This is a genomic window from Amycolatopsis sp. NPDC089917, assembly GCF_040684635.1.
Taxonomy (GTDB): Bacteria; Actinomycetota; Actinomycetes; order Mycobacteriales; family Pseudonocardiaceae; genus Amycolatopsis.
In genome coordinates, this window is record NZ_JBFBGL010000024.1 from 50,120 (window position 1) to 73,177 (window position 23,058).

A 23,058-nucleotide genomic window follows, 5' to 3' on the forward strand; every position below is an offset into this window, starting at 1 on the left:
ACCTCTACCCCATGCCACCGACGAAGTCGCGATCGGCATGTCGTGAACGGACCGTTCATCCATGGAACGGAGCGTAATGTGATCCAGATCACGACTGATCGGTGGGTTCGGCGACCCGCGCGTGAAGCCACCTGCGATGTATAGGCTCACGACCCATGTCACCACGCAGGATCGGGGTCATGGGCGGCACGTTCGACCCCATTCACCACGGGCACCTCGTCGCGGCCAGTGAGGTCCAGTCGCGGTTCGCGCTCGACGAGGTCATCTTCGTGCCCACCGGCCAGCCGTGGCAGAAATCCGACAGGGTGGTCACGCGTGCCGAGGACCGTTACCTGATGACGGTGATCGCGACGGCGTCCAACCCGGTGTTCTCGGTGAGCCGCGTCGACATCGACCGCGTCGGGCAGACCTACACAGTCGACACCCTGCGCGACCTCCGCGCGGAATATCCCGACGACCAGCTGTTCTTCATCACCGGCGCGGACGCGCTCGAACAGATCCTCACCTGGCGCAATGCCGACGAGCTGTTCGAACTGGCGCATTTCATCGGTGTCACCAGGCCCGGCTACCGCCTCAATTCCCAGCATCTGCCCAGCGGGAAGGTGAGCCTGGTCGAGGTGACCGCGATGGCGATCTCGTCCACCGCCTGCCGCGAGCGGGTCGAGGGCGGGGAACCCGTCTGGTACCTCGTCCCCGACGGTGTGGTGCGCTACATCGCCAAAAAGGACCTCTATCGCAAAGACCGGGGTGCCTGACCGGGTACCCTCGTCGGGCGCACCCGCGAGTAAGCCATCTGTTTGAGGAGAACTGTGACAGCCACGTCCGAGGCACGAGAGCTGGCCGTAGCGGCCGCCCATGCGGCGGCGGACAAGAAGGCGAGCGACGTGGTCGTGCTGGACGTGTCCGACCAGCTTGTCATCACCGACGCCTTCGTCATCGCGTCCGCACCCAACGAGCGCCAGGTCGGCGCCATCGTCGACAACGTCGAAGAGCAGCTGCGGATCGGCGGGCACAAGCCGGTCCGACGTGAAGGCGCCCGCGAGGGCCGCTGGGTCCTGCTGGACTACATCGACGTCGTCATCCACGTCCAGCACCAGGAGGAGCGCTCCTTCTACGGTCTCGAGCGGCTCTGGAAGGACTGCCCGCGGATCGAGGTCGAAGGTTTGGAGACACCCGCCGAGGAGGACCCCGCCGACGCGCAAGGCGCCTCGTGAGCCCGCGGCGGCTGGTGCTCTGGCGCCACGGCGAGACCGACTACAACGCGGCTGGCCGGATGCAGGGACATCTGGACTCCGCGTTGACGCCGGTCGGCTGGAACCAGGCCAGGTTCGCCGTACCCGCGCTCGCCCGGTTCTCCCCGGATCTAGTGATCGCCTCGGATCTGCGCCGCGCGACCGACACGGCCACCGTCCTCACGGAGGCCATCGGCGTCCCGCTGCGGATCGACAAGCGTCTCCGGGAAACCCACCTGGGTGAATGGCAGGGTTTCACCGGCCAGCAGGTCGACGAGGCCTACCCCGGCGAACGCGCACGCTGGCGTGTCGACGCGACCTGGGCACCGCCGGGCGGCGAGTCCCGGGTGGACGTCGCCGAACGCGCTCTGGAAGTCGTCGAGGACCTGGACCAGCCCAATTCCGACGCCGGCGAAGCCGTGCTGCTGGCGACGCACGGTGGCCTGATCATCGCGCTGACCGCGAAACTGCTCGGCCTGCCGGTCACGTCCTGGCCGACGCTGGGCGGGATCGCGAACTGCCACTGGGTCGAGCTGACCCGGCGCGACGGGAATTGGCGCCTGGCCGCCTACAACGCGGGAATCACCGGCTGATCCATGGCCCCGCGCCTGCTGGTGTTCGGCGATTCCCTCAGTTTCCACGGCCCGGACGGCCCGCTCGCCGCCGACGACGCGCGCCTGTGGCCCAACATCGCCGCCGAGGCGCTCGGCGGTGGCGGGGTGGACCTCGTCGCCGGATTCGGCTGGACCGCCCGCGACGCCTGGTGGTCGTTGATCGGGGATCCGCGTGTCTGGGCCGACCTCCACCACGTCGACGCCGTCGTGCTGGCCGTCGGGAGCATGGACACGCTGCCTTCGCCGTTGCCCACCTATCTGCGTACCGGCCTGCGCTACCTGCGACCCGATCCGCTGCGGCGGGTGGTGCGCAAGACGTATCTCGCCGCTCAGCCGCGGCTCGCGATCGCGCTGCGAGGACGTCCGGTGGTCCTGCCGTCGAAGCTGACCGTCCACTACCTCGAGACCGCTGTCGGAGCTCTGCGCGTGCTGCGACCGGAACTGCCGATCTTCGGGATCCTGCCGTCCGTCCACCGCTCCGACGCCTACGGCCGCGTGCACACCGCCCGGGCCGGTGCCGCCGCCGCCATCGCCGCCTGGGGGAGGCGTGCGGACGTCCCGCTGCTGGATCTCGGAGCCGTCGTCGGCGATCACGTGCTGGGCGGCCGGGGCAATCCGGACGGGATGCACTGGGGTTGGGAAGGACATGCCGCCGTTGGCGAAGAAATGGCCCGCCTGATGGCCCCGGTGCTGCGCCCCGCGGCAACGTAGGCTGGCTGCCGTGTCGGTCGCCGTAGTCACGGATTCCACCGCCCACCTGCCGGAAGGCTTCGCCGAACGGAACGGGATCCGGGTGGTCCCGTTGCATGTCCTCGTGGACGGCGTCGTCTTCCTCGACGGCGTCGAAATGGGCCCCGCGGCCCTGGCCGAAGCGCTCGGCAAACGCAGCCTGGTGACGACTTCCAGGCCGACGCCCGCGGAATTCGTCAAGGAGTTCCGCGCGGCGCTGGCCGAGGGCGCGGACGCCGTCGTGTCGGTCCATCTGTCCCGTGAGTTGTCCGGGACCTGGGAGGCGGCTGTGCTCGCGGCCCAGGAGGTCGGGCCGGACAAGGTGCGTGTGGTCGACTCCCGCAGCACCGCCATGGGACTGGGTTTCGCCGCCCTGCGAGCGGCGAGTGCCGCCGCGGACGGGGCCGATCCGGCCGAGGTGGAGGCCGCGGCGGTCGACGCGGTGAGCCGCTCGGAGACCCTGTTCGCCGTCGAGACACTCGAATATTTGCGCCGCGGCGGGCGGATCGGCCCGGCGGCCGCCTTGCTCGGCACGGCACTCGCGGTGAAACCGGTGCTGCACATGTCCGAAGGCCGGATCCAGCCGCTGGAGAAGGTGCGGACGATGAATCGCGCGGTGGCGCGGCTGGTCGAACTCGCCGTGAAAGCGGCTGAAGGTGGCCGCGCAGCCATCGCCGTCCATCATCTTGCCTCACCGGAACGCGCAGTCGAACTGGCCAACCGGCTGGAGGAGTCCATCAGCTGCCCCGAGGGGTGTGTGGTCTCGGAGATCGGCGCCGTCATCGGCGCGCACACCGGTCCCGGGGTCCTCGGCGTCGTGATCCAGCGGGCGGGTTAGAAGCCCGCCAGCGTCTCATACGCCCCCGACGGAAACCGGCGATCGGATCCCGGCCGGGGCTAGGTTGTCCACAACACCCCACTTGTCCACAGGTCCGGGATTCACCACTCCCGCCCGCCGCCCCCGCTCCGTAGCGTCGTTCACGTGTTCGACCAAACCGCCCGTTCACCGGGTCCCTCCGTCAACGCCAGGCTGGCGTGGCTGGCCGCGCAGCTGTCGCAGCCCACCCAGGGCCCGCCCGCGGGCAGGCTCGTGCGCCGCTGGGTGCCCGCCCGGTTCACGGCGGACGGGATCCCGGTGAGCAGGCGGTGGATCACCGTGGTGGTCGCGCTGATCGCGGTGGCCGCGATCGTGACCGGCGCGATCGCTTTGTTCGGACACGGGCCGGGGGCGGAGACCCCGCCGCCCCTGCCGTCGGCGAAGGCCGCCGGAGACGTCCCCGCCGCGGCGGCCAAGGCGCCTCTGGTGATCAGCGTCGTCGGCCGGGTGCTGAAACCCGGTCTGGTCACCATCCCTCCGGGCGCACGGGTCGCCGATGCCCTCACGGCGGCCGGTGGGGCACAGCCCGGAACGGATCTGACCGGGTTGAACCTGGCCCGGCGGCTCGCCGACGGCGAGCAGGTGGCCGTCGGTGTCCCGGGTCCGGCCGCGGCCGGACCCGAGGCACCGGCAGGAAAGCTCGACCTGAACTCGGCCACGGCCGAGCAACTCGACACTCTGCCCGGGGTCGGCAAGGTGACGGCCGAACGCATCGTCGACTGGCGGTCCGGGCACGGCGGGTTCACCACGGTCGAGCAACTCCGTGACGTAGAAGGGATCGGCGAATCCAAATTCAAGAAAGTCCGGGAGTTGGTGTCCGTCGGATGACCCCGTCCGCCGATCCGTCCGAAGTGGACACCACGTCGTGGCGAGGACAAGACCTGCGGCTGTTACCGGCCGCGGCGACGGCCTGGCTCGGCACTCTTTCCGGGCTGCTCGGCGGCTGGTGGATCACGATGCTCTGCGGTGCGGCCGCCGTGGTGCTCGCGATCATCGCCGGTGTCCGTGCCCGCCGGACGGCGTCCCGGTGGGTGGCGGGCCTGGGTGCGCTCGCGGTCCTCGGTGTGCTCACCGCCGGTCCGGTGGCGCTGCGGATCCGGGCCGCCGAGCACGACGACCTCCGTGCCGCCGCCGCACGGGGGAGCGACGCCACCGCGAGGGTGGTGCTCACCGAGCGGCCACGTCCGGTCCGCGGCGCCGGCTACGCCGATCGGCAGGCAGGCACCCGCCTGGTGGTCATCGCCGCGACGGTGGACACCGTGGTGACGGGTGAGCGGATGGTGGATTCGGCCGGCCGGATCCTTCTGCTCGCCCCCGCCGAAGGGTGGATCAACCTGCTGCCCGGGCAGCAGGTCACCGCCTCCGGGCGGCTCGCACCGGCGAAGGGGGCCGAACTGACGGTCGCGGTCCTCTCGGTGCGAGGCCCGCCGTCGGCTCTCGGATCGGCGCCCTGGTGGCAGCGAGCCGCGGAATCGCTGCGCACCGGGCTCCGGAGCCTGTGTTCCGTCCTCCCCGAGGAGCAGGCCGGTCTCGTGCCCGGGCTGGTCGTGGGAGACACGAGCACGCTGTCCCCGAGAGTCGAGCGCGAGTTCACCGACTCCGGCATGTCCCACCTGATGGCCGTGAGCGGTGGGAACGTGGCGATCGTCTGCGGCTCGATCCTTCTCCTGTTGAGGGTGCTCCGGGTCGGGCCGCGGACTTCCGCCGCCGCAGCCGCCGCGGGGCTCGCCGGGTTTGTGGTCCTCGCCGGACCCGCGCCCAGTGTGCTCCGTGCCGGAGTGATGGGAGCGGTCGGGTTGCTGGCGCTGGCCCTGGGACGCCGGGGTTCGGCGCTGCCCGCGCTGGCGTTCGCGGTGTCGGGGCTCGTCGTGGCCGATCCCGCGATGGCCGCCGACTTCGGGTTCGCCCTGTCGGTGCTGGCCACGGCCGGGCTCGTCCTGCTCGCGCCGAGGTGGGCCGAGTGGCTGGTCGGACGCGGTGTGCCGGCCGGCTACGCCGAGGGGCTGGCCATCCCGCTGGCCGCGTTCGTGATGACGGCGCCGATCATCGCGGGCATGGCGGGATCGGTCAGTCTCGTCTCGGTGGTGACCAACGTGCTCGCCGTGCCGGTGGTCGCCCCGGCCACGGTGTTCGGCGTGCTCGCCACCGTGGTCGGACCGTGGTGGCCGTCGGCGGGCAGGCTGCTGGTCCGGCTGACCGAACCCGAGGCGAGCTGGCTCATCACCGTGGCACGTCACGGCGCCCGCGCGCCGGGAGCGGTGGTGGACTGGCCGGATGGCTGGTGGGGCGGGCTTCTGGCGGCCGCACTGCTCGTCGTGCTGCTCGTCGCCATCCGGCTGCGTCACGCCAGGATCCTGCTGGCGGTCGCGTTGGCGGGCGGGCTCCTCGTCTTCGTACCGGTTCGCGTGCTGGCCCCGGCGTGGCCACCGGCGTCGTGGAGTGCCGTCGCCTGCGACGTCGGGCAGGGTGACGCTGTCGTTCTCGCCACGGGTGAGCCGGGGAGGGCGATCCTGGTCGACACCGGGCCGGAACCGGGACCGGTCGACGAATGCCTGAGCAGACTCGGGATCGACCGCGTTCCGCTGATCGTGCTGAGCCATCTGCACGCCGATCACATCGGCGGCCTCGAATCCGTCTTCGAGGGCCGGTCGGTCGGAGCTGTCGCCGTCGGTCCGGGCAGAGCGCCCGCCTGGGCGTGGCAGCAGGTCGCGGACGAGACAGCGCGCCGCGGGATTCCCTTGCTGGAACTGGGGATCGGACAACGGCTAGACTGGCCGGGTCTTTCACTGGACGTGCTGGGGCCGCGTTATGTCACCCGGCGGTCGGTTCGGGAACAGGACGGCACGGTGATCAACAACGGTTCCGTCGTCCTGCGTGCCGGGACCCCGGCGGGCCGGTTGCTGTTGACCGGCGACGTCGAACTGGCCGCGCAGGCCGACCTGATGGCGGAAGGCGCCGACCTGCGTGCCGAGATCTTGAAGGTCCCGCACCACGGAAGTCGCTACACGGCACCGGATTTCCTCAACGCCGTCGCACCACGTGTCGCGCTGGTGAGTGTCGGCGCCGGGAACACCTACGGCCATCCGAACAAGTCCACTTTGGACACTCTGGCGGCCGTTGGTGCTTCGGTGGCCAGGACGGACAAGGACGGCGACACGGCTGTCGTCACCGACGCGCGGGGCCTCGCCTTGGTGCGTCGGGGTGAGCCCCGCGGCCCGCCTCGTTCGTGAGGCGGGCCGGCGGGAACTCAGAGGCCGAGAGCCTCGCGGACCGCGTCGGCCGAGGCGCTGACAGTGGCCTTCGGGCCGATCTTGTCCTCGACGGCGTCGAGGGTCTTGAGGCCGTCGCCGGTGATCAGGAGAACGATCTCCTCGTCGGGGTTGAGCTTGCCGGTCTCGATGAGCTTCTTCGCCGTCGCGACGGTGACCCCGCCGGCGGTCTCGGTGAAGATGCCCTCGGTGCGGGCGAGCAGCCGGATGCCCTCGACGACCTCTTCGTCGGTGACGTCTTCGATCGCGCCGCCGGTGCGGTTGACCACGTCGAGGACGTAGGGGCCGTCGGCCGGGTTGCCGATCGCCAGCGACCGGGCGATGGTGTCCGGCTTGACCGGCTGGACGACGTCGTGACCCGCGCGGAAGGCCGCCGAGACGGGGGAACACCCGGTGGCCTGCGCGCCGAACACCTTGTACGGCGTTTCGTCGACGAGGCCGAGCTGCCCGAACTCGCGGAAACCCTTGTCCACCTTGGTGAGCTGCGAACCGGAGGCGATCGGCACCACGATCTGGGAGGGAAGCCGCCAGCCGAGCTGCTCGGCGACCTCGAAGGCCAGCGTCTTGGAGCCTTCGGAGTAGTACGGCCGGACGTTCACGTTGACGAACGCCCAGGTCTCCTGCTCGGCCGCGAGCTGGGTGGCGAGCCGGTTCACGTCGTCGTAGTTGCCGTCGACCGCGATCAGGTCGCCGTCGTACACGGCGGTGGTGAGGATCTTGGCGCGCTCAAGGGTCTTCGGGATCAGCACGACCGACCGCCAGCCCGCGCGGGCCGCGGCGGCGGCGACCGCGTTGGCCAGGTTGCCGGTCGACGGACAGGCGAGCACGTCGAACCCGAACTCGCGGGCGGCGGCCAGTGCGACGGCGACCACGCGGTCCTTGAACGAGTGAGTGGGATTGCCGGTGTCGTCCTTGACCCAGACCTTCTTGACGCCCAAGGCTTTCGCGAGCCTGTCGGCCTGGATCAGCCGGGTGGCGCCGGGTTCGGTGTTGGGGATCTCTTCGACGTTCGAGGGAACGGGAAGGAGCTTCTTGTAGCGCCAGATGTTCTTCGGCCCGGCTTCGATGTCCTCGCGGCGCACGCGGCCGAAGTCGTAGGCGACCTCGAGCGGCGAGAAGTCCTCGGCGGAAACGAATTCGGGAGCGAGCGGCTGCCGGTGGCCCTCTTCCTTCGACACCAGTTCGACGGCCGGTCCGAGATCCGGGGTCTTGGTGGTGGAAGTCGTGCCGAGGGTTGCGGTCATCGCGAGGTTCCTTTCCTCATCTGCCCCGCCGTGGCGGGCCGGAATTGGCACCGTGTTCGTCAGCTACCCCGCGATCGCGGGATGACAGGCTGACGCCGGTTGCCGGGGCTTCATCGGGCCGTTCCCTCTGCCCCTCTGGATGAGCGGTATTCGATTGTCGGCACGCGCGTGATCGCGTCGCCTCGCCAACACCGTACGACATGAGGCTCAGATGGGGCCACCGTGCCCGGAACACATCACCGGACAAAGCACACGAGAGGAGGAGTGGCAGGATCGTCACCGTGACGACGCAAGCTTCCGCCCCATCGCCGCTGGTCCTGGTTCTCGGTGAGGAAGAGCTGCTGATCGAACGCGCGGTCCGCAGCGCCTCGGACGCGGCCAAAGCGGCCGATCCGACGGCGGATCTGACCCGGATCCGGGTGTCGGACCTCACAGTCCCCGCCCTCGCGGAGATGGTCAGCCCCTCGCTGTTCGCCGAGGGCAGGGTGATCGTCCTCGAATCCGCGCACGACATCTCGCAGGAGCTCTCCGACGGGGTGATGGCCTACGTCAAGGCGCCCGCCGACGGCATCGTGCTCGTCGTCGTGCACAGCGGAGGCGGCCGGAGCAAGGCCGCGAAGGCGCTTCCGGCGGCCCTGAAAAAGGCCGGGGCGGAGATCGTCGAGTGCCCGAAGCTGACCAAGCCCGCCGAACGGGAATCCTTTGTCCGCAACGAGGTCCGCCGGGTAGGCGGGAAGATCGACGGTGCGGCCGTGCTCGCGCTGATCGACGCCGTCGGCTCGGATCTGCGCGAGCTGTCGTCGGCCGCGACCCAGCTCGTCGCGGACGCCGGTGGCACGGTCGACGAGCAGGCTGTCCGGCGCTATCACCGGGGGCGCGCGGACGTGAACGGGTTCGCCGTCGCCGAGAAGGCCGTCGCCGGCGACAAGACGGCGGCGCTGGAGTCGCTGCGCTGGGCGATGCAGCTGGGTGTTCCCCACGTGCTGGTCGCGGACGCCCTCGCCGACGCCGTCCGGACGATCGCGCGGGTGTCGGGCGCGGGCCGCGGGAACCCGAATCAGATGGCGGGCGAGCTGGGGATGCCGCCGTGGAAGGTCCGCAAGGCGCAGGGGCAGGCTCGTGGCTGGGGACAGGACGGCCTCGCCACCGCGATGCGGATCGTCGCCAGGCTCAATGCGGAGGTCAAGGGGGTCGCGGCCAACCCGGAGTACGCGCTCGAACGTGCCGTTCTGGAGGTCGTCGACGCTCACGGCAGCAGCCGCTGACACCTACTGGACCACGCCCACCGCTCACTGGGCCGAGCCCGACGATCAACGCGCCCATGAACCGGATCGGCGGACTTGTCTCGCCGGAAGCGCGCCCTCTTTCGGGCCGAAGGTCAACGTAAACGCGATGAAGGGGCGCCTCCCCGCCCCACGTGAGTGGGAAGCGGATCGACGCCCCTTCGGCGCGTTTACGTCAGTGCGCGATCAGAGAGTGTTCGCGCGCTTCGCGATCGCGGACTTCTTGTTGGCGGCCTGGTTGGCGTGCAGGACGCCCTTGGTCACGGCCTTGTCCAGCTTCTTGGCCGCGTCCTTCTGCAGTTCGAGGGCCTTGGCCTTGTCGCCGGCGTCGGCGGCCTCGCGGAACTTGCGGATCGCGGTCTTCACCGAGGACCGGATCGCCTGGTTACGCTGACGCGCCTTCTCGTTGGTGGTGATGCGCTTGATCTGCGACTTGATGTTGGCCACGGGGGCGCTCCTCTTGATCTCTCGGTGGTTTCATCGCCGCGTTGTGACCGGCCCTGCGCGCTCGTGAAAGCGACGCGGGTTTCCTCCATGACGGAATGCCACACGGCGGTGAAGAGCAAGCTTAACAGCCGTCCCGGGGCCGATCGCGGCCGCCTCCGGTGGGCGATTGAGGTACGGTGAAGATCGTAGTGCCTAGGGTTCCGCCGCCTGCCTGTTCCGCGAACCACACAATCAGGGCAGGTGGGACAGGTCCGAGCGGCACCATCGGCGGGGCCGGAAGCGTCGTCGTTCATCTGACGGGACAAAAGCCTGGAGGACCGGTGTTTTCCGCATGCGCGGAAACGTGAAAGGTCCGTTGTGAACGTCACCGCCTTGTCCTTCGTCATCATCGCCGCCGTCGTCCACGCCGGCTGGAATCTGGCCGCCAAGCGCATCCGCCGTGGCGGAGCTCGCTTCGTCTGGGCCTACTACAGCCTCTCCGCGATCCTGCTCATCCCCGTCATGGCGGTCTCGCTGGCGGTGGAGCCGCAACGTCCACAGTGGACCTGGCTGCTCGCCGCCGTCGTCACCGCGGTGTTCCACGTCACCTACGGGGTCGTTCTCCAGCGGGGGTACGCCGTCGGCGACCTGTCCATCGTGTATCCCGTCGCCCGCGGGACGGGGCCGCTGATCTCGGTGCTCGCGGCCGTCGTGCTGCTCGGCGAGCGGCCGGGGGTGCTCGGCCTGGTGGGCGCGTTCCTCGTGGTCGCCGGGGTGCTGGTCATCGGCACCGGGCGAGCACCGGCCCATGCCGACGCGGCCGATCGCGCCGCTCGCCGCAAAGGTGTCCTGTACGGGGTGCTGACCGGGCTCACGATCGCCGCCTACACCCTGTGGGACGCGCATTCGGTCACCGGTCTCGGTGTCCCGCCGATCGTCTACTTCGGAACGGGCGCGATCGTGCAGAGCCTGTTGATGGCGCCGTATGCGTTGAGGGACCGCGAAGAGGTTTCGTGGCTCTGGCGTGAGCACAAGCGCGAAATCCTCATCGTCGGCTTGTTCTCCCCGTTCGCCTACTTGCTGGTCCTCTACGCCCTCCGGATCGCCCCGGTGAGTCTCGTCGCACCCGCGCGGGAGCTGAGCATCGTCCTGGGCGGCCTGGCCGCCTGGCTGGTCCTGCGCGAAGCGAACGCCGCCCGACGGCTGGTCGGTTCGGCGGTCGTGCTGGCGGGCATCACCGCGATTGCGATGGCCTGAGCCCATCCGGTAGGGATGAGCCATGGACGTGCTGAGCAGCAGGGTGCTGATCCACCCGAAGGACCTCGACGTGTCGACGGCGTTCTATCGGGACACCCTGGGCCTCGCGATCGACAAGGAGTTCCCCGGCGGAACGGTGTTCTTCGCCGGGAACGGGTCGATCGAGATCGTCGGTACCGGGAAGACCGGCCCGACTCCCGACGTCGCCTTGTGGCTCCAGGTCCGGGACCTGCCCGCTGCGTTGGAGGAGCTCGCCGCGAAAGGCCTGGACCCGGTCCGCGGAGCGCGCCGTGAACCCTGGGGCCTGGACGAAGCTTGGATCGCCGATCCGGACGGCACCAGGATCGTGCTGGTCGAGGTGCCGCGTGAGCATCCGTTGCGCACCGATCCGCGCTAGGCCCGGGGTTTGATCGCGCGCAGCTGAGCGGCGAGGGAGGCGCCGAAGCCCGGCGGTTCCCAGGTCCAGGTCTGCAGGTCGGTGAAGCCGGCGGCCGCCGCTTCGTCGGCCAGCTCGTGCCGGGACACCGGCAGCCACTTCTCGTGCGACGACAGCAGCAGTCTCCCGCCGGGGCGCAGCACGCGGAGCAGCTCGGCGAACCCGGCGGCCCGGTCCTCCCACAGCTGCACGTTGTTGACGGTCAGGACCACGTCGACGCTCTCGTCCGGCTCGCCGGTGGAGTCCGCGGTGCCGCGTCTGAGCTCCACCGCGTCGCCGCACCGGCGGCGGGTACGGGAGAGCATCTCCGGGGACGGGTCGACGCCGATCGCGCGGCCCGCTGTTTCGGCGGCGGCCCGCAGGCCGACGCCCGGGCCGGGACCCACGACCAGGACGGTTTCGCCGGACTCGATCGACGCCAGTTCGACGACGCGAAGTTCGGTGGCAGCGTTGCCGTGCGCCATCGCCAGGCCACCGAACCGGCCGAGCAGTCCCCTGGGATGGCCGAACGTGCGATCGAGCATTTGGGACAGTGAAGTACTCATACTTCGAGGGCACCACAGCTCACCACGGGCCGCATCGGGGATGACCCCCACTCGCACCCGGAGCGGCATGGGACCATAGAGCTGGCACACCCCGACCTTCGCGAGGAAACCCGTTGACGACGTTCGCCGACACGACCTTCACGCCCCCGGAGCTCATCCGGAACTTCTGCATCATCGCGCACATCGACCACGGCAAGTCGACCCTGGCCGATCGGATGCTGCAGCTCACCGGCGTGGTCGAGGAGCGGGCCATGCGCGCTCAGTACCTCGACCGCATGGACATCGAACGGGAACGCGGGATCACCATCAAGGCGCAGAACGTGCGCCTGCCCTGGAAGGTCGAGGGTCAGGACCACGTCCTGCACCTGATCGACACCCCGGGCCACGTGGACTTCACCTACGAGGTCTCCCGGGCCTTGGAGGCCTGCGAAGGGGCGATCCTGCTGGTCGACGCCGCGCAGGGGATCGAGGCGCAGACGCTGGCGAACCTCTACCTGGCGCTCGAGAAGAACCTGCACATCATCCCGGTGCTGAACAAGATCGACCTGCCGTCGGCCGACCCGGACAAGTACGCGGCCGAGCTGGCGCACATCATCGGCTGCGAGCCTTCGGACGTGCTCCGGGTGTCGGCGAAGACCGGCATGGGCGTGACCGACCTGCTGGACGAATGCGTCCGGCAGGTCCCGCCGCCGGTCGGCAACCCGGACGCGCCCGCCCGCGCGATGATCTTCGACTCGGTCTACGACACCTACCGGGGCGTCGTGACCTACATCAGGGTCGTCGACGGCAAGATCACGCCGCGCGAGCGGATCAAGATGATGTCCACCGGCGCCACCCACGAACTCCTCGAGGTCGGGATCATCTCGCCGGAGCCCAAGGCCAGCAAGGGGCTCGGGGTCGGCGAGGTGGGGTACCTCATCACCGGGGTGAAGGACGTCCGGCAGTCGAAGGTCGGTGACACCGTCACCTCCGAGCGCAAGGGCGCCGAGGAGCCGCTCGCCGGCTACCGCGAGCCGAAGCCGATGGTCTACTCGGGGCTGTACCCCGTCGACGGTTCGGACTACCCCGAGCTGCGTGAGGCGCTGGACAAGCTCCAGCTCAACGACGCCGCGCTCGCCTACGAACCGGAGACCTCCGTGGCGCTCGGGTTCGGGTTCCGCTGCGGCTTCCTCGGCCTGCTGCACCTGGAGATCACGCGGGACAGGCTCGAGCGCGAATTCGGCCTCGACCTGATCTCCACCGCGCCGAACGTCATCTACAACGTCGTGCTCGAGGACAAGAGCGAGATCGTGGTGACGAACCCGTCGGACTGGCCGACCGGGATGAAGATCTCCGAGGTCCACGAGCCGGTTTCCAAGGTGAGCATCCTCGCGCCCTCGGAGTTCGTCGGCACGATCATGGAACTGTGCCAGGCCAAGCGCGGCACGCTGCTGGGGATGGACTACCTCTCCGAGGACCGCGTCGAACTGCGTTATGACATCCCGCTCGCGGAGATCATCTTCGATTTCTTCGACACGCTGAAGTCGCGCACGCGCGGCTACGCGTCCCTCGACTACGAAGAGGGCGGCGACCAGATCGCCGACCTGGTCAAGGTGGACATCCTGCTGCAGGGCGAAACCGTCGACGCGTTCTCGGCGATCGTGCACAAGGACGCCGCGTACGGCTACGGCAACCGGATGGCGACGCGGCTGCGTGAGCTGATCCCGCGGCAGCAGTTCGAGGTGCCGATCCAGGCGGCCGTCGGGTCGCGGATCATCGCCCGCGAGACCATCCGCGCGATCCGCAAGGACGTGCTCGCGAAGTGCTACGGCGGTGACATCTCGCGTAAGCGCAAGCTGCTGGAAAAGCAGAAGGAAGGCAAGAAGCGGATGAAGACCGTCGGCCGGGTCGAGGTGCCGCAAGAGGCCTTCGTCGCCGCACTGTCCACTGAGGACCCCGGTAGCAAGAAGAAGTAGCCGGTACTCACGAAAAGGCCGCCCGGATCAGGATCCGGGCGGCCTTTTCGTGTCAGCGATTCCCGCTGACGCGGTTCGCGGTGACGAAGACGGCGACGCGCCGTTCGGCGGCCATCACGCGGTCGTATTCGTCCCAGTCGTCGTGGGTTCCCGTCGCCGCGATGAAGACGCCGCGCAGTAGCTGCGGGAGCCCGGCGGGGTCGAAGCCCGGATCCGGGTCGTCCGGGCCGATCAGGTGGGTGTTTCCCTGGACCGCCGCCCATTCCCAGCCGCGCCGGAAGGTGATCGTGGCGTGGCCCGCCCGGCGGAACAGGTCGAGTTTCTTCACCCCGCCCATCGCGACGAAGGCGACTCCCGGTGCCTTGGTGACCGGGTCTTCGATGACCCCGGCGTTGACCACCGAGGAATGGACGGTGCCGTCCGCGCGAACCGTCGAGACGGTCGCGAGTCCGTTTTCGCGCAAGGAAAGAGTGCGGACGAGTTCGAGGTCTGCGGCCATGGATCCACCGTAGCCCGCTCGGCGGGGCAAGGGGGCCGAGCGGGCTACGCGGGGATCAGCAGGTGCCGTCGTCGCGCCAGACACCCCATTCACCGGTGGAGCCGGGTTCTTCGCCCCGCGTCCACCACTTCGCGTACCACTTGTGCCCGTTGTGGGACACGCTCGTGCCTCCGGTGTAGGCGGCGGCGCGGTCCCAGGCCGGGAGCGAGCAGGTGCCCGGGTTGCCGGATCCGGTTTCCCAGGGAACTTGGCTCGACTTGTAGTAGCCGAGGCCTTGTGCCTGCCAGCGTGGGGCCTGGGCGCCGAGACGCACCCGGAAGGTGTTCCAGTCGTGCGTCGACCACGGCGACCAGCCGAGTTCGGCGTGCGCCGGCAGGCGGGGGAAAGCGAGGAGGTCGATGTTCGCGGGCGTCACCACGGTCTCGGTCCACAGCGGGGATTCGACGCCGCGGACGGCGGATTCGGGAACGCCGGAGAGGTAGGCGCCCGGGTTCCAGTTGTAGGCGTCCTGGACCTCGATGTAGCCCGCCCACGAGAGCCCGATCGGCGTGCTGGAGTTGTACTTCATGTCCAGGTACGCCTTGTTCGCCGGAGACATGATCACCTTGCTGCCGCGGGCGACGGCGTTCGAGACCTCCGTGCTGGACGTCGTCGTGCCCCAGAACTGCGGTGTCGCCGTGGCGGGCAGGGTCGCCTTGCCGATTTCGTGCCAGCCGACGACCTGCTTGCCGGTGGCCGCCACCATCGGCAGCACCCGGTTCATGAAGGTGCGGTAGTCCGCGTCGCTGGTGGCCTGGGCCTCGTCGCCGCCGAGGTGGAAGTACGGCCCGGGGGTCAGCGCGGCGATCTCCTTGATGACGTCGTTGACGAAGGTGTAGGTGATGTCCTTCGAGATGCAGAGCGAGCTGTAGCCGACAGCGGTGTCCGTGCGCAGCGGGGGAGCGGTGTTGTTGCAGTTCAGCTCCGCGTACGACGCCTGGGCGGCGTTGGTGTGCCCGGGCATGTCGATCTCCGGGATGACCGTGATGAACCGCGAAGTCGCGTAGTTCACGATCTCCGAGTACTGCGCCTTGGTGTAGTAGCCGCCGGCGCCGCCGCCGACCTGGGTGCTGCCGCCGTAGGTGGCCAGCCGCGGCCAGCTGTCGATCTGGATGCGCCAGCCCTGGTCGTCGGCCAGGTGCAGATGCAGGTTGTTGATCTTGTACTGCGCCAGCTGGTCGATGTATCGCTTCACCGTGGCGACGGGGTGGAAGTGCCGTGCCACGTCGAGCATCGCGCCGCGATAGCCGAAGCGCGGGTAGTCCAGGATGGTGGCGCCCGGGATCGTCCAGGGGCCTTGCTGCATCGTGGGGCTTTCGATCTTGCCAGGCAGCAACTGGCGCAGGGTCTGTACGCCGCCGAAGAGGCCTTGCGCCGTCGTCGCGCGCAGGACGACCGAAGCGGACGTCGAGTTCAACTGATAGCCCTGGTCGCCGACACGTGTGTCGGCCCCGGACAGCAGGAGCGAGATGCCGTCGGCGGGCGTGCCCGCGGGCGCGTCGGAGACCGGCAGGGCGAAGCCGGTGGACGTGCGGAAGACCCCGGCGAGGTAGTCGCCGACGGCTTTGGCCTGCGCCGAACCGGCCTGGGTGTAGATCTTGGTGTTCTCGGTCAGGGCGTAGTCGGAGCCGGTGACCGCTTGGACCGAGACCGGTACCGGGACGATCGCCTGCAGTGGCGGTGTGGCCGCGTCGGCGACGGGGGCGGCTGCGGTGGTGACGCCGGCGAGCAGCGCCACCCCGACGAAGGCGCGGCCCAGCCGCGCTTTCAAGGTCTTCACCGGGGCCTCCAAGGGACAGGGACGTGACCCACGTCACGACTGTTCAGATCGTCGCACTTCCGGCGGTAAAGGTCTAGACCATTAAGGGGGAACCTTGTGGTGACTCGAACGTCACATTCCGTGTCCCCGGGAGGGGACTATCGTCGGGAATGTGTTCGAAGACCTGCGTTTCCCGGTGATAGCGGCTCCGATGGCGGGCGGGCCGACCACTCCCGAGCTGGTCGCCGCGGTGACCGCGGCGGGCGGATTCGGCTTCCTGGCGGGCGGCTATCTGAGTGCCGACGCTCTTCAAGACCGGATCGCGAAGACCGCCGACCTCGCCGCCGAGCCCTTCGGCGTGAACCTTTTCGTCCCGGGTGGCGCGGGCGAGGCGGATCTCGGTGGCCACGTCGAGCGCTGGCGTGCGGAGGCCGAGCGTTATGGCGTCGAGCCGGGCGAACCGAACTGGGACGACGACGCCTATGCCGAGAAGCTCGAAGTCGTCCTGGAGCGGAAGGTCCCGGTCGTTTCCTTCACCTTCGGCACGCCTTCCAGCGAAGACGTCGAACGCTTGCATGCCAACGGAAGCAAGGTGGCCGTTACCGTCACCAGCCCGGCGGAGGCAGATCAGGCCGTCGCGGTCGGCGCGGACGCTCTCGTGGTCCAGGGATTCGAAGCAGGGGCGCATCGGGGGCTCTTCGCCGATGAGCCTGGAGCCGAAGGCGGGGGAGCGCAGTACGGCGCGCTCAGTCTGCTTCGGCTGGTCTCGGCGCGGACGGATCTGCCGCTGGTCGCGACCGGTGGGCTCGTGCACGGCGCCGACATCGCGGCGGTACTCGCCGCGGGGGCCGTCGCGGCCCAGCTGGGGACCGCGTTCCTTCGCGCGGACGAAGCCGGGACGCAGCCCGCGCACCGGCAGGCGCTCGCGGACGGGGGAAGGACGACGGCGTTCACCAGGGCGTTCAGCGGACGCCCCGCCCGATCGCTGGTCAACCGCGCGGTCGCGGACTTCTCGGCTACCGCGCCGTCGGCGTATCCGCAGGTCAACAACCTGACCAAACCGATCCGTGCGGCGGCGGGCAAAGCGGGGGACCCGGAGGTGATGTCCCTCTACGCAGGGCAGACCTACGAACTCGCGGACTCCGGCCCGGCGGCGTCGATCGTCGAACGCCTCCAGGCCGAAGCCCGCGAAGCCGCTACGCGTTTGAGTCGTCTCCGCTGACCTGCTTCGCGTCACCGTTGTTCGCGTTCATCGCGGAGTGACGACGGCTGTAGGCGAAGTAGATGATCAGGCCGATGAGGAACCAGGCCGCGAACCGCAGCCAGGTTTCCGGGTTCAGGAACGTGATCAGCCAGATCGAGAAGACGATCCCGATGATCGGCACGATCGGCATCCCCGGCGTCTTGAAGGACCGGGGCAGATCCGGCTGCTTGTAGCGCAGCACGATCACCGCGACGCAGACGACGACGAACGCGAGCAGGATGCCGATGTTCGTCAGCTCGGCGGCCTCGCCGATGGGCAGCAGCCCGGCGATGATCGCCGACGCGCCGCCGAGCACCCAGGTCATCCGGTTCGGCACCTTGCGCACCGGGTGGGTCTTGCCGAACCACTTGGGCAGCAGCCCGTCGCGGCTCATCGAGTAGCCGACGCGGCTCGCGCCCATGAGGAAGGTGAACAGCACCGTGGTGATGCCGATGATCGCGCCGACCGCGATGATCAGGCCGAGCCACTTCATCCCGAGACCGGCGAAGGCGCTGGAGAACGCGGCTTCGCTGTCGATGTCCTTGTAGTTGACCATCCCGGTCAGGACCAGGCAGGCCAGCACGTAGAGCACCATCGAGATGGCGAGCGAGTAGATGATCGCCTTCGGCATGTGCTTCTGGGAGTCGGTCGATTCCTCGGCCGCGGTCGACATGGCGTCGTAACCGAACACGGCGAAGAAGACCGTCGCCGCGCCGGTGAACGCGCCGCTGAGGCCGAACGGGAAGAAGTTCGAGTAGTTGTCGGTGTTGATGTGGAAGACACCGACGACGATCACCAGCAGGACCAGGCCGACCTTCAGGTAGACCAGCAGCGTCTCGAACCGCGCCGCGTTCTTCATGCCCTGGTTCAGGATGAAGGCGATCAGCAGGCAGAGCAGCACGGCGAACAGGTTGATCTTGTAGGACCCCGGGTCGACGCCTGCCTTTTCGGTGCCCGGAGCACCCAGCATCCACGTCGGGAGATCGATGTTGAGGTAGCCCAGCAGCTCGTTGAAGTAGCCGGAGATGCCGATGGCGACCACCGCCACGATCGCGGTGTACTCCAGCAGCAGGTCCCAGCCGATGAACCAGCCGACGATCTCGCCCAGCACGGTGTAGCCGTAGGTGTAGGCGGATCCGGCGCGGGGGATCAGCCCGGCGAACTCGGCGTAGGAGAACGCGGCGGCCGCGCTGGCGATGCCCGCGATGAGGAACGAGATCAGCACGGCGGGGCCTGCCGTCTTGTTCGCGACCGCGCCGGCCAGGGAGAAGATCCCCGCGCCGATGATGCCGCCGACGCCGATCGCGGTCAGTTGTCGCAGGCCCAGCGTGCGTTGAAGCCCGCCGCCTCCGCTGAGTTCTTCGATCTGGTCGATCGGTTTGCGGCGGAATATGCCGGATCCCGAGCCCAGGCTGCGCGGTGCGGACATCGTCGTCTCCCAACGGTTCGTGCTTTTCGGACTGGGTCAGCAGTCCGAAGGCACCGTAGCGGGAGACGGCAGTCCGCACCTATCCGGCGACGGTGTCCTCGCTCACTTCGGCGGCCACGCGGGCCGCGATCTTCGACGGCCTGGACGCGCCGGCGGAGAAGTAGGTCAGCAGCTCCGAGATCTCGATGGGGTCGTCCAGCTGCGGGCAGTGGCCCCAGTCCTCGCGGACCATCAGCCTGCTGTGCGGGACCAGCGCGTGCAGCTGCCGTCCGGAAGCGGCGCTGACCAGCTTGTCCTTGCCGCAGACGACCACCAGGAGCGGGATGCTGACCTGTTCGAGCCGGTACGCGTTCGCCAGCTCTTCGACGAGCTGCCGCGCCTGTTCGAGCCGGGTGGTGGTCGAGCGATAGTCGGGGAACAGCGCGGTGAACCGGCGTACCTGGTCGGCGTCCGCGGCCGCGGCGTCGGCGTACAGCAGCCGGGGGACGACCTGCTCGGCGACGGCGCGCACGAGGAAACCGGGGATCGGCAGCGGCAGGGCCGAGTACATCCGCAGCGGCAGCGGGTAGCGGGCCACGGTGCGGATGAGCCAGCTGTCCACGAAACCGGGGGCGGCGATCGACACGACGCCCGCGACCGGCAGCCGGTGGTTCTCGGCGGCACGCAGGCTCATCGTGCCGCCGAGCGAGTTGCCGGCGAGCACGACCGTGCCGAGCACGGCCTGTTCCTTGATCACGGCCGCGGTGAAGGCGTCCAGCTGCGGGAGCATCGGGCCCGGGCGGAGTGGCTGAGCGTCACCGAACCCGGGCAGGTCGACCGCGACCGCCGGGACACCGGCGGCCGCGAGCAGCTCCAGAACCGGGCGCCAGGTGTCGGCGCTGTCGCAATAGCCGTGCAGCAGCACCAGCCTCGGCGCCGTCGGTTTGGCCTGTCCGCGCGCGGTGGCCCGCTTGCCGAGCACCCGCCGGGGCGGGCGGTCGGCGGGAGCGGGCGGCTGAGGCCCGACTTCGAGCACTCTGGTGCGGACACCGGCATAGCGCCGGAAAGAGACGCGGATCGGGTCGGCGTCGGTGGTGGTCCGGCCCCCCGGGTCCGCCGGTTCGGGCCGCTGCGATGCGGTCATGGTTCCAGGTTAACCACGAGAGGTCGGATTTTGGTCGAACTTTGGTCGTGAGAATCTTGCTGAGTCATAACGTTCTTGACACTTGACAAGACTGCGAAATGACTGGTTGACCTGCATGGAACGCGCGGACGTGCGCAAATGTGCGCGCTTGATCACGGCAACGGCAAGATCCGTACTCATCCGATCAATGCGCGAATACGACCTTTCCAGAGGTTTCCCCGTCGAGCATGTTCTTAAACCCGGTTTCGGCTTCCGAGAACGGCAATTCGGCGCCGATCTGCGGACGGACCCCGGTGAGCTCCAGATAAGCGAGGAGATCGGTCAGTTCGTCCCTGGTCCCCATCGTCGAACCCGCGATGCGCAGTTGCAGAAAGAACACGCGCTGCAACTCCGCGTGAGCGTCCGGGCCGCTGGTCGAGCCCGAGACCACGATGATCCCGCCCGGTTTGAGCGACTTCACCGAGTGGGACCAGGTCGCCTTCCCGACGGTTTCGAAGACCGCGTCGACCCGCTCCGGCAGTCGCGCGCCGGACTCAAAGGTCTGATGTGCGCCCAGATTCTCTGCCAGCGCACGCTTTTCTTCGCTACGCCCAGTGACCCAAACCCGGAATCCGGCCGCACGCCCGAGCTGCACGAGGGCGGTCGAGACCCCGCCGGAGGCACCCTGGACGAGCATCGTCTGCCCCGGCCGCAGCCCCGACTTCACGAACAGCATCCGGTACGCGGTCAGCCAGGCCGTGCCCATGGTCGCGGCTTCGGCGAAGCTCAGGCTCGCGGGTTTCGGCACGACATTGCGCGCCGGGACCACGACCTGCTCCGCGAAGGTGCCCTGGTGCTTCTCGGTGAGGAGGGTGCGCTTCGGGTCGAGCGTGTCGTCGCCCTGCCAGCCCGGGGCGTTGATCACCGAGTGGACGACGACCTCGGTGCCGTCGTCGAGGGTGCCCGCGCCGTCGCAGCCCAGGATCATCGGGAACTGCTCGGGTTTGATGCCGACGCCGCGCAGCGTCCACAGGTCGTGCATGTTGAGGCTGGCGGCCTTGACGTTGACCCGCACCCAGCCTTCGGGCACCTCGGGCTCGGGTTGCTCGCCGATCACGAGCGAGTCCAGCGGCTTTTCGGCGTTGGGTTCGGAAGCGTAAACGGCGAACATGTCAGCAACCTACATGGCCTGACCGGCGGTGGCAGTGGGCGCGAGCGTAGGCTCACAGGGTGTTCAACGGGCTTGCTGACTGGTGGGACGGCGTCGAGCTGTGGCTCGCGCAGGCCCCGTTTCCCGTGCAGTTCGTGCTGGTCATGGTGGTCGTCGTGCCGCTGTGCCTGGTCGCGGCCTGGTTGCTCGACACGCTCTTCGGAAAGGTCGCCCGGCTCTTCGGCGCGGCCCGCGATGCGAACGACGCCGACCGCTCCTCCTAAGCTGGCGAACCATGTTCAACCGTAGGCGGATCACCGCCGCCCTGATCGGCCTGATCGTGCTGGTGCTCGCAGGCTGGTTCGTCAAGGACGGCATCAGCGGTGACGACACGAAGAGCTCTTCGGCTCCGGCGAGTTCGTCAGCAGCTCAGGCCAAGCCGTCGGGTGCGGCGGCCAAGGGCGGCAAGGTCGCGGGCGAGGAGTCCGGTCTCCCGGTCAAACCGCTCACGGGATTGCCCTCGCAGGCGTCCGACACCTGGAAACTCATCGAAGCGGGCGGGCCGTACCCGTATCCGCGCAATGACGACGTCACCTTCCAGAACCGGGAGAAGGTCCTGCCCGCCAAGAATTCCGGCTACTACCGGGAGTACACGGTCAAGACGCCGGGCAGCCCTGATCGCGGGGCCAGGCGGCTGGTGACCGGCACCGGCAAGGAGCTGTACTACACCGAGGACCACTACAAGTCCTTCGTCGTAGTGGACCCCAGCCGATGAGCGCGGGCAAGGACGCGGCGGACAAGGCGTTCGCGCGCGGCGCGCATCCGCACCTCATCGACGGGGCGCGGACGGTCGACAAGGTCTCGACGCTCGAAGCGATCGCGGAGGCCCTGTCCTTCCCCGAGTACTTCGGGAAGAACCTCGACGCGCTCTACGACTGCCTCACCGACCTGTCGTGGCTCCCGCCGGGGGAGCACGTGCTGATCTGGGCCGGTTCCTCGGCGCTCAAGGAACACGACCCGAAGGCCTACCTGGCCGTCCGGAGCGTGCTTTCGGACGCGCAGCGGGCGCTGGGCCCGTCCGGTGACCGGACGGACTCCCGGCGCCTCACCGTCGTCCTGCCGGACTAGCTCTCGGGGACCCAGTTCGGCTTGCGCTTCTGCGCGAAAGCCGTGATGCCCTCCTGGCCCTCTTCGCTCGCGAAGAACCCGGCGGACAGCTTGTTCATGGCCTCGAAACCTTCCCCGGGGGTGGCCGGGCGAGGCTTGCTGAGCAGGTCCTTCGTCGCCGCGAGCGCCTTCGGTCCGCCGAGGGCGAGCGCCTTGACGTAGCGGGCGACCTCACCGTCCAGTTCGTCGGCGGAGACGGACGAGTTCAGCAGGCCGATCTCGACGGCGCGCTTCGCGTCGAAGGTGTCGCCGGTCAGGAACAGTTCGTGCGCGGCGCGGGCGTTGAGCCGCGGCAGCACGGTGAGCGAGATGACGGCGGGTACGACGCCGATCCGCACCTCGGAGAAGGCGAAGGTCGCTTCATGCACGGCGACGGCGATGTCGGTCGCGGCCACCATGCCGATGCCGCCCGCCCGCGCGGGTCCCGCCAGCTTCGCCACGACGGGCTTGGGGCTGGTCCACAGCTGCTCGAGGATCTTCGGGAACTCGTTGACGCCCTGGTCGCCCGCGCCGGCGCCACGGGCCTCCTTGAGGTCCATGCCCGCGCAGAACACGGGGCCGGTGTGGGTGAGCACGATGACCCGGACCGCGTCGTCGGCTTGCGCCTTGTCCAGCGACTCGCTCAGTTCACGCCGCAGCTGGGCGGAGAGCGCGTTGCGGTTGTGCGGGGAGTCCAAGGTGATCGTGGCGGTGCCGCCCACCACGTCGTAGTGCACCAGTTCGTCAGCCATGCCCCACCTTCGCACGGGCGAAGTCGGGCCGGGCAGTGGCCTGCGCCACCATCGGGCGACGGTGGCGCAGGC

The 23,058-nt window shown here is 69.1% G+C and carries 24 protein-coding genes and 1 riboswitch; of the genes, 15 read left to right on the forward strand and 9 right to left on the reverse strand.

From position 1 onward, the window contains the following. Window positions 1–155 precede the first annotated feature (155 nt). From nadD to AB0N89_RS19185, 7 genes are all read left to right on the forward strand, one after another. Entirely contained in the window at window positions 156–755 is a 600-nt protein-coding gene (nadD, locus tag AB0N89_RS19155; protein WP_364206072.1) for a nicotinate-nucleotide adenylyltransferase, read from the forward strand. 54 nt (window positions 756–809) lie between these two features. Next, a complete protein-coding gene (gene rsfS, locus AB0N89_RS19160; protein ID WP_364206074.1) occupies window positions 810–1,214 on the forward strand; it encodes a ribosome silencing factor in 405 nt (134 codons plus the stop codon). Then, a complete protein-coding gene (locus AB0N89_RS19165) occupies window positions 1,211–1,825 on the forward strand; it encodes a histidine phosphatase family protein (RefSeq protein WP_364206076.1) in 615 nt (204 codons plus the stop codon). The genes rsfS and AB0N89_RS19165 overlap by 4 nt, the downstream gene beginning before the upstream one ends. 3 nt (window positions 1,826–1,828) lie before the next feature. Continuing rightward, entirely contained in the window at window positions 1,829–2,557 is a 729-nt protein-coding gene (gene octT / locus AB0N89_RS19170; protein ID WP_364206078.1) for a diglucosylglycerate octanoyltransferase, read from the forward strand. Window positions 2,558–2,567: 10 nt separating this feature from the next. Continuing rightward, window positions 2,568–3,413: a DegV family protein gene (locus AB0N89_RS19175; RefSeq protein ID WP_364206081.1), complete on the forward strand. Its 846-nt coding sequence runs from the start codon at window positions 2,568–2,570 to the stop codon at window positions 3,411–3,413. Between the two features lie 144 nt (window positions 3,414–3,557). Then, window positions 3,558–4,280 carry a ComEA family DNA-binding protein gene (locus AB0N89_RS19180; RefSeq protein WP_364206084.1) on the forward strand — a complete coding sequence of 241 codons (723 nt, stop codon included), beginning with the start codon at window positions 3,558–3,560 and terminating at the stop codon, window positions 4,278–4,280. Continuing rightward, entirely contained in the window at window positions 4,277–6,682 is a 2,406-nt protein-coding gene (locus tag AB0N89_RS19185) for a ComEC/Rec2 family competence protein (RefSeq protein WP_364206087.1), read from the forward strand. Before AB0N89_RS19180 ends, AB0N89_RS19185 begins: the two co-directional genes overlap by 4 nt. A gap of 17 nt (window positions 6,683–6,699) precedes the next feature. On the opposite strand, the gene thrC is transcribed toward AB0N89_RS19185, so the two are convergent. Next, window positions 6,700–7,965, reverse strand: a complete 1,266-nt coding sequence (thrC, locus tag AB0N89_RS19190; RefSeq protein ID WP_364206089.1) for a threonine synthase — start codon at window positions 7,963–7,965, stop codon at window positions 6,700–6,702. Window positions 7,966–7,978: 13 nt separating this feature from the next. Further along, window positions 7,979–8,111, reverse strand: a riboswitch (SAM riboswitch). A 135-nt stretch (window positions 8,112–8,246) separates the two neighbouring features. Between thrC and holA the strand changes: the two genes are divergently transcribed. Beyond that, window positions 8,247–9,230, forward strand: coding sequence for a DNA polymerase III subunit delta (holA, locus tag AB0N89_RS19195; protein ID WP_364206092.1), 984 nt, complete (start codon window positions 8,247–8,249; stop codon window positions 9,228–9,230). Between the two features lie 204 nt (window positions 9,231–9,434). On the opposite strand, the gene rpsT is transcribed toward holA, so the two are convergent. Beyond that, entirely contained in the window at window positions 9,435–9,695 is a 261-nt protein-coding gene (gene rpsT, locus AB0N89_RS19200; RefSeq protein WP_364206094.1) for a 30S ribosomal protein S20, read from the reverse strand. A gap of 357 nt (window positions 9,696–10,052) precedes the next feature. Here rpsT and AB0N89_RS19205 point away from each other — a divergent pair, with 357 nt between their 5' ends. Both AB0N89_RS19205 and AB0N89_RS19210 read left to right on the forward strand, forming a co-directional pair. After that, a complete protein-coding gene (locus tag AB0N89_RS19205) occupies window positions 10,053–10,931 on the forward strand; it encodes an EamA family transporter (RefSeq protein WP_364206097.1) in 879 nt (292 codons plus the stop codon). Window positions 10,932–10,953: 22 nt separating this feature from the next. After that, window positions 10,954–11,328 carry a VOC family protein gene (locus AB0N89_RS19210; RefSeq protein ID WP_101606023.1) on the forward strand — a complete coding sequence of 125 codons (375 nt, stop codon included), beginning with the start codon at window positions 10,954–10,956 and terminating at the stop codon, window positions 11,326–11,328. Here AB0N89_RS19210 and AB0N89_RS19215 read toward each other — a convergent pair. Next, the gene (locus AB0N89_RS19215; RefSeq protein WP_364206101.1) at window positions 11,325–11,912 is read right to left on the reverse strand and encodes a class I SAM-dependent methyltransferase; all 588 of its coding nucleotides are present in this window, start codon (window positions 11,910–11,912) and stop codon (window positions 11,325–11,327) included. The two genes, AB0N89_RS19210 and AB0N89_RS19215, sit on opposite strands and share 4 nt — an antisense overlap. Window positions 11,913–12,025: 113 nt before the next feature. Between AB0N89_RS19215 and lepA the strand changes: the two genes are divergently transcribed. Continuing rightward, on the forward strand, window positions 12,026–13,867 hold the full coding sequence (lepA, locus tag AB0N89_RS19220) for a translation elongation factor 4 (protein WP_364206104.1): 1,842 nt from the start codon (window positions 12,026–12,028) through the stop codon (window positions 13,865–13,867). 52 nt (window positions 13,868–13,919) lie between these two features. Here lepA and AB0N89_RS19225 read toward each other — a convergent pair whose 3' ends face one another. Together AB0N89_RS19225 and AB0N89_RS19230 are read right to left on the reverse strand one after the other, a co-directional pair. Further along, the gene (locus AB0N89_RS19225; protein WP_364206107.1) at window positions 13,920–14,366 is read right to left on the reverse strand and encodes a pyridoxamine 5'-phosphate oxidase; all 447 of its coding nucleotides are present in this window, start codon (window positions 14,364–14,366) and stop codon (window positions 13,920–13,922) included. A gap of 55 nt (window positions 14,367–14,421) precedes the next feature. Next, window positions 14,422–16,185, reverse strand: coding sequence for a family 20 glycosylhydrolase (locus AB0N89_RS19230; RefSeq protein WP_364206110.1), 1,764 nt, complete (start codon window positions 16,183–16,185; stop codon window positions 14,422–14,424). A 151-nt stretch (window positions 16,186–16,336) separates the two neighbouring features. On the opposite strand from AB0N89_RS19230, the gene AB0N89_RS19235 reads away from it, so the two are divergent. Next, complete coding sequence (locus AB0N89_RS19235; RefSeq protein ID WP_364206112.1) at window positions 16,337–17,386, forward strand: nitronate monooxygenase; 1,050 nt, start codon at window positions 16,337–16,339, stop codon at window positions 17,384–17,386. Here AB0N89_RS19235 and AB0N89_RS19240 read toward each other — a convergent pair. The 3 genes from AB0N89_RS19240 to AB0N89_RS19250 form a co-directional block, all read right to left on the reverse strand. Beyond that, the gene (locus tag AB0N89_RS19240) at window positions 17,361–18,836 is read right to left on the reverse strand and encodes an amino acid permease (protein ID WP_364206115.1); all 1,476 of its coding nucleotides are present in this window, start codon (window positions 18,834–18,836) and stop codon (window positions 17,361–17,363) included. The two genes, AB0N89_RS19235 and AB0N89_RS19240, sit on opposite strands and share 26 nt — an antisense overlap. Window positions 18,837–18,915: 79 nt before the next feature. After that, on the reverse strand, window positions 18,916–19,959 hold the full coding sequence (locus tag AB0N89_RS19245; protein ID WP_364206118.1) for an alpha/beta hydrolase: 1,044 nt from the start codon (window positions 19,957–19,959) through the stop codon (window positions 18,916–18,918). A gap of 184 nt (window positions 19,960–20,143) precedes the next feature. Continuing rightward, window positions 20,144–21,109: a zinc-binding dehydrogenase gene (locus AB0N89_RS19250; RefSeq protein WP_364206121.1), complete on the reverse strand. Its 966-nt coding sequence runs from the start codon at window positions 21,107–21,109 to the stop codon at window positions 20,144–20,146. A 59-nt stretch (window positions 21,110–21,168) separates the two neighbouring features. Between AB0N89_RS19250 and AB0N89_RS19255 the strand changes: the two genes are divergently transcribed. The 3 genes from AB0N89_RS19255 to AB0N89_RS19265 are packed head-to-tail and all read left to right on the forward strand — an operon-like array spanning window position 21,169 to window position 22,216. Next, window positions 21,169–21,372 (forward strand): hypothetical protein, encoded by a 204-nt coding sequence (locus AB0N89_RS19255; RefSeq protein ID WP_364206123.1) that lies wholly within the window; start codon window positions 21,169–21,171, stop codon window positions 21,370–21,372. 11 nt (window positions 21,373–21,383) lie between these two features. Then, a complete protein-coding gene (locus AB0N89_RS19260; RefSeq protein ID WP_364206126.1) occupies window positions 21,384–21,863 on the forward strand; it encodes a ribonuclease domain-containing protein in 480 nt (159 codons plus the stop codon). After that, on the forward strand, window positions 21,860–22,216 hold the full coding sequence (locus AB0N89_RS19265) for a barstar family protein (RefSeq protein ID WP_364206128.1): 357 nt from the start codon (window positions 21,860–21,862) through the stop codon (window positions 22,214–22,216). Before AB0N89_RS19260 ends, AB0N89_RS19265 begins: the two co-directional genes overlap by 4 nt. Here AB0N89_RS19265 and AB0N89_RS19270 read toward each other — a convergent pair. Continuing rightward, window positions 22,213–22,986, reverse strand: coding sequence for an enoyl-CoA hydratase-related protein (locus AB0N89_RS19270; protein ID WP_364206131.1), 774 nt, complete (start codon window positions 22,984–22,986; stop codon window positions 22,213–22,215). The genes AB0N89_RS19265 and AB0N89_RS19270 overlap by 4 nt on opposite strands. Window positions 22,987–23,058 lie beyond the last annotated feature (72 nt).

Coding starts and splice junctions, on each gene's coding strand:
- thrC (WP_364206089.1), bottom strand. CDS start 7,965: ATGACCGCAACCCTCGGCACGACTTCCACCACCAAGACCCCGGATCTC.
- nadD (WP_364206072.1), top strand. CDS start 156: ATGTCACCACGCAGGATCGGGGTCATGGGCGGCACGTTCGACCCCATT.
- AB0N89_RS19185 (WP_364206087.1), top strand. CDS start 4,277: ATGACCCCGTCCGCCGATCCGTCCGAAGTGGACACCACGTCGTGGCGA.
- AB0N89_RS19265 (WP_364206128.1), top strand. CDS start 21,860: ATGAGCGCGGGCAAGGACGCGGCGGACAAGGCGTTCGCGCGCGGCGCG.
- octT (WP_364206078.1), top strand. CDS start 1,829: ATGGCCCCGCGCCTGCTGGTGTTCGGCGATTCCCTCAGTTTCCACGGC.
- AB0N89_RS19270 (WP_364206131.1), bottom strand. CDS start 22,986: ATGGCTGACGAACTGGTGCACTACGACGTGGTGGGCGGCACCGCCACG.
- AB0N89_RS19240 (WP_364206115.1), bottom strand. CDS start 18,836: ATGTCCGCACCGCGCAGCCTGGGCTCGGGATCCGGCATATTCCGCCGC.
- AB0N89_RS19250 (WP_364206121.1), bottom strand. CDS start 21,109: ATGTTCGCCGTTTACGCTTCCGAACCCAACGCCGAAAAGCCGCTGGAC.
- AB0N89_RS19210 (WP_101606023.1), top strand. CDS start 10,954: ATGGACGTGCTGAGCAGCAGGGTGCTGATCCACCCGAAGGACCTCGAC.
- AB0N89_RS19225 (WP_364206107.1), bottom strand. CDS start 14,366: ATGGCCGCAGACCTCGAACTCGTCCGCACTCTTTCCTTGCGCGAAAAC.
- AB0N89_RS19245 (WP_364206118.1), bottom strand. CDS start 19,959: ATGACCGCATCGCAGCGGCCCGAACCGGCGGACCCGGGGGGCCGGACC.
- AB0N89_RS19215 (WP_364206101.1), bottom strand. CDS start 11,912: ATGAGTACTTCACTGTCCCAAATGCTCGATCGCACGTTCGGCCATCCC.
- AB0N89_RS19260 (WP_364206126.1), top strand. CDS start 21,384: ATGTTCAACCGTAGGCGGATCACCGCCGCCCTGATCGGCCTGATCGTG.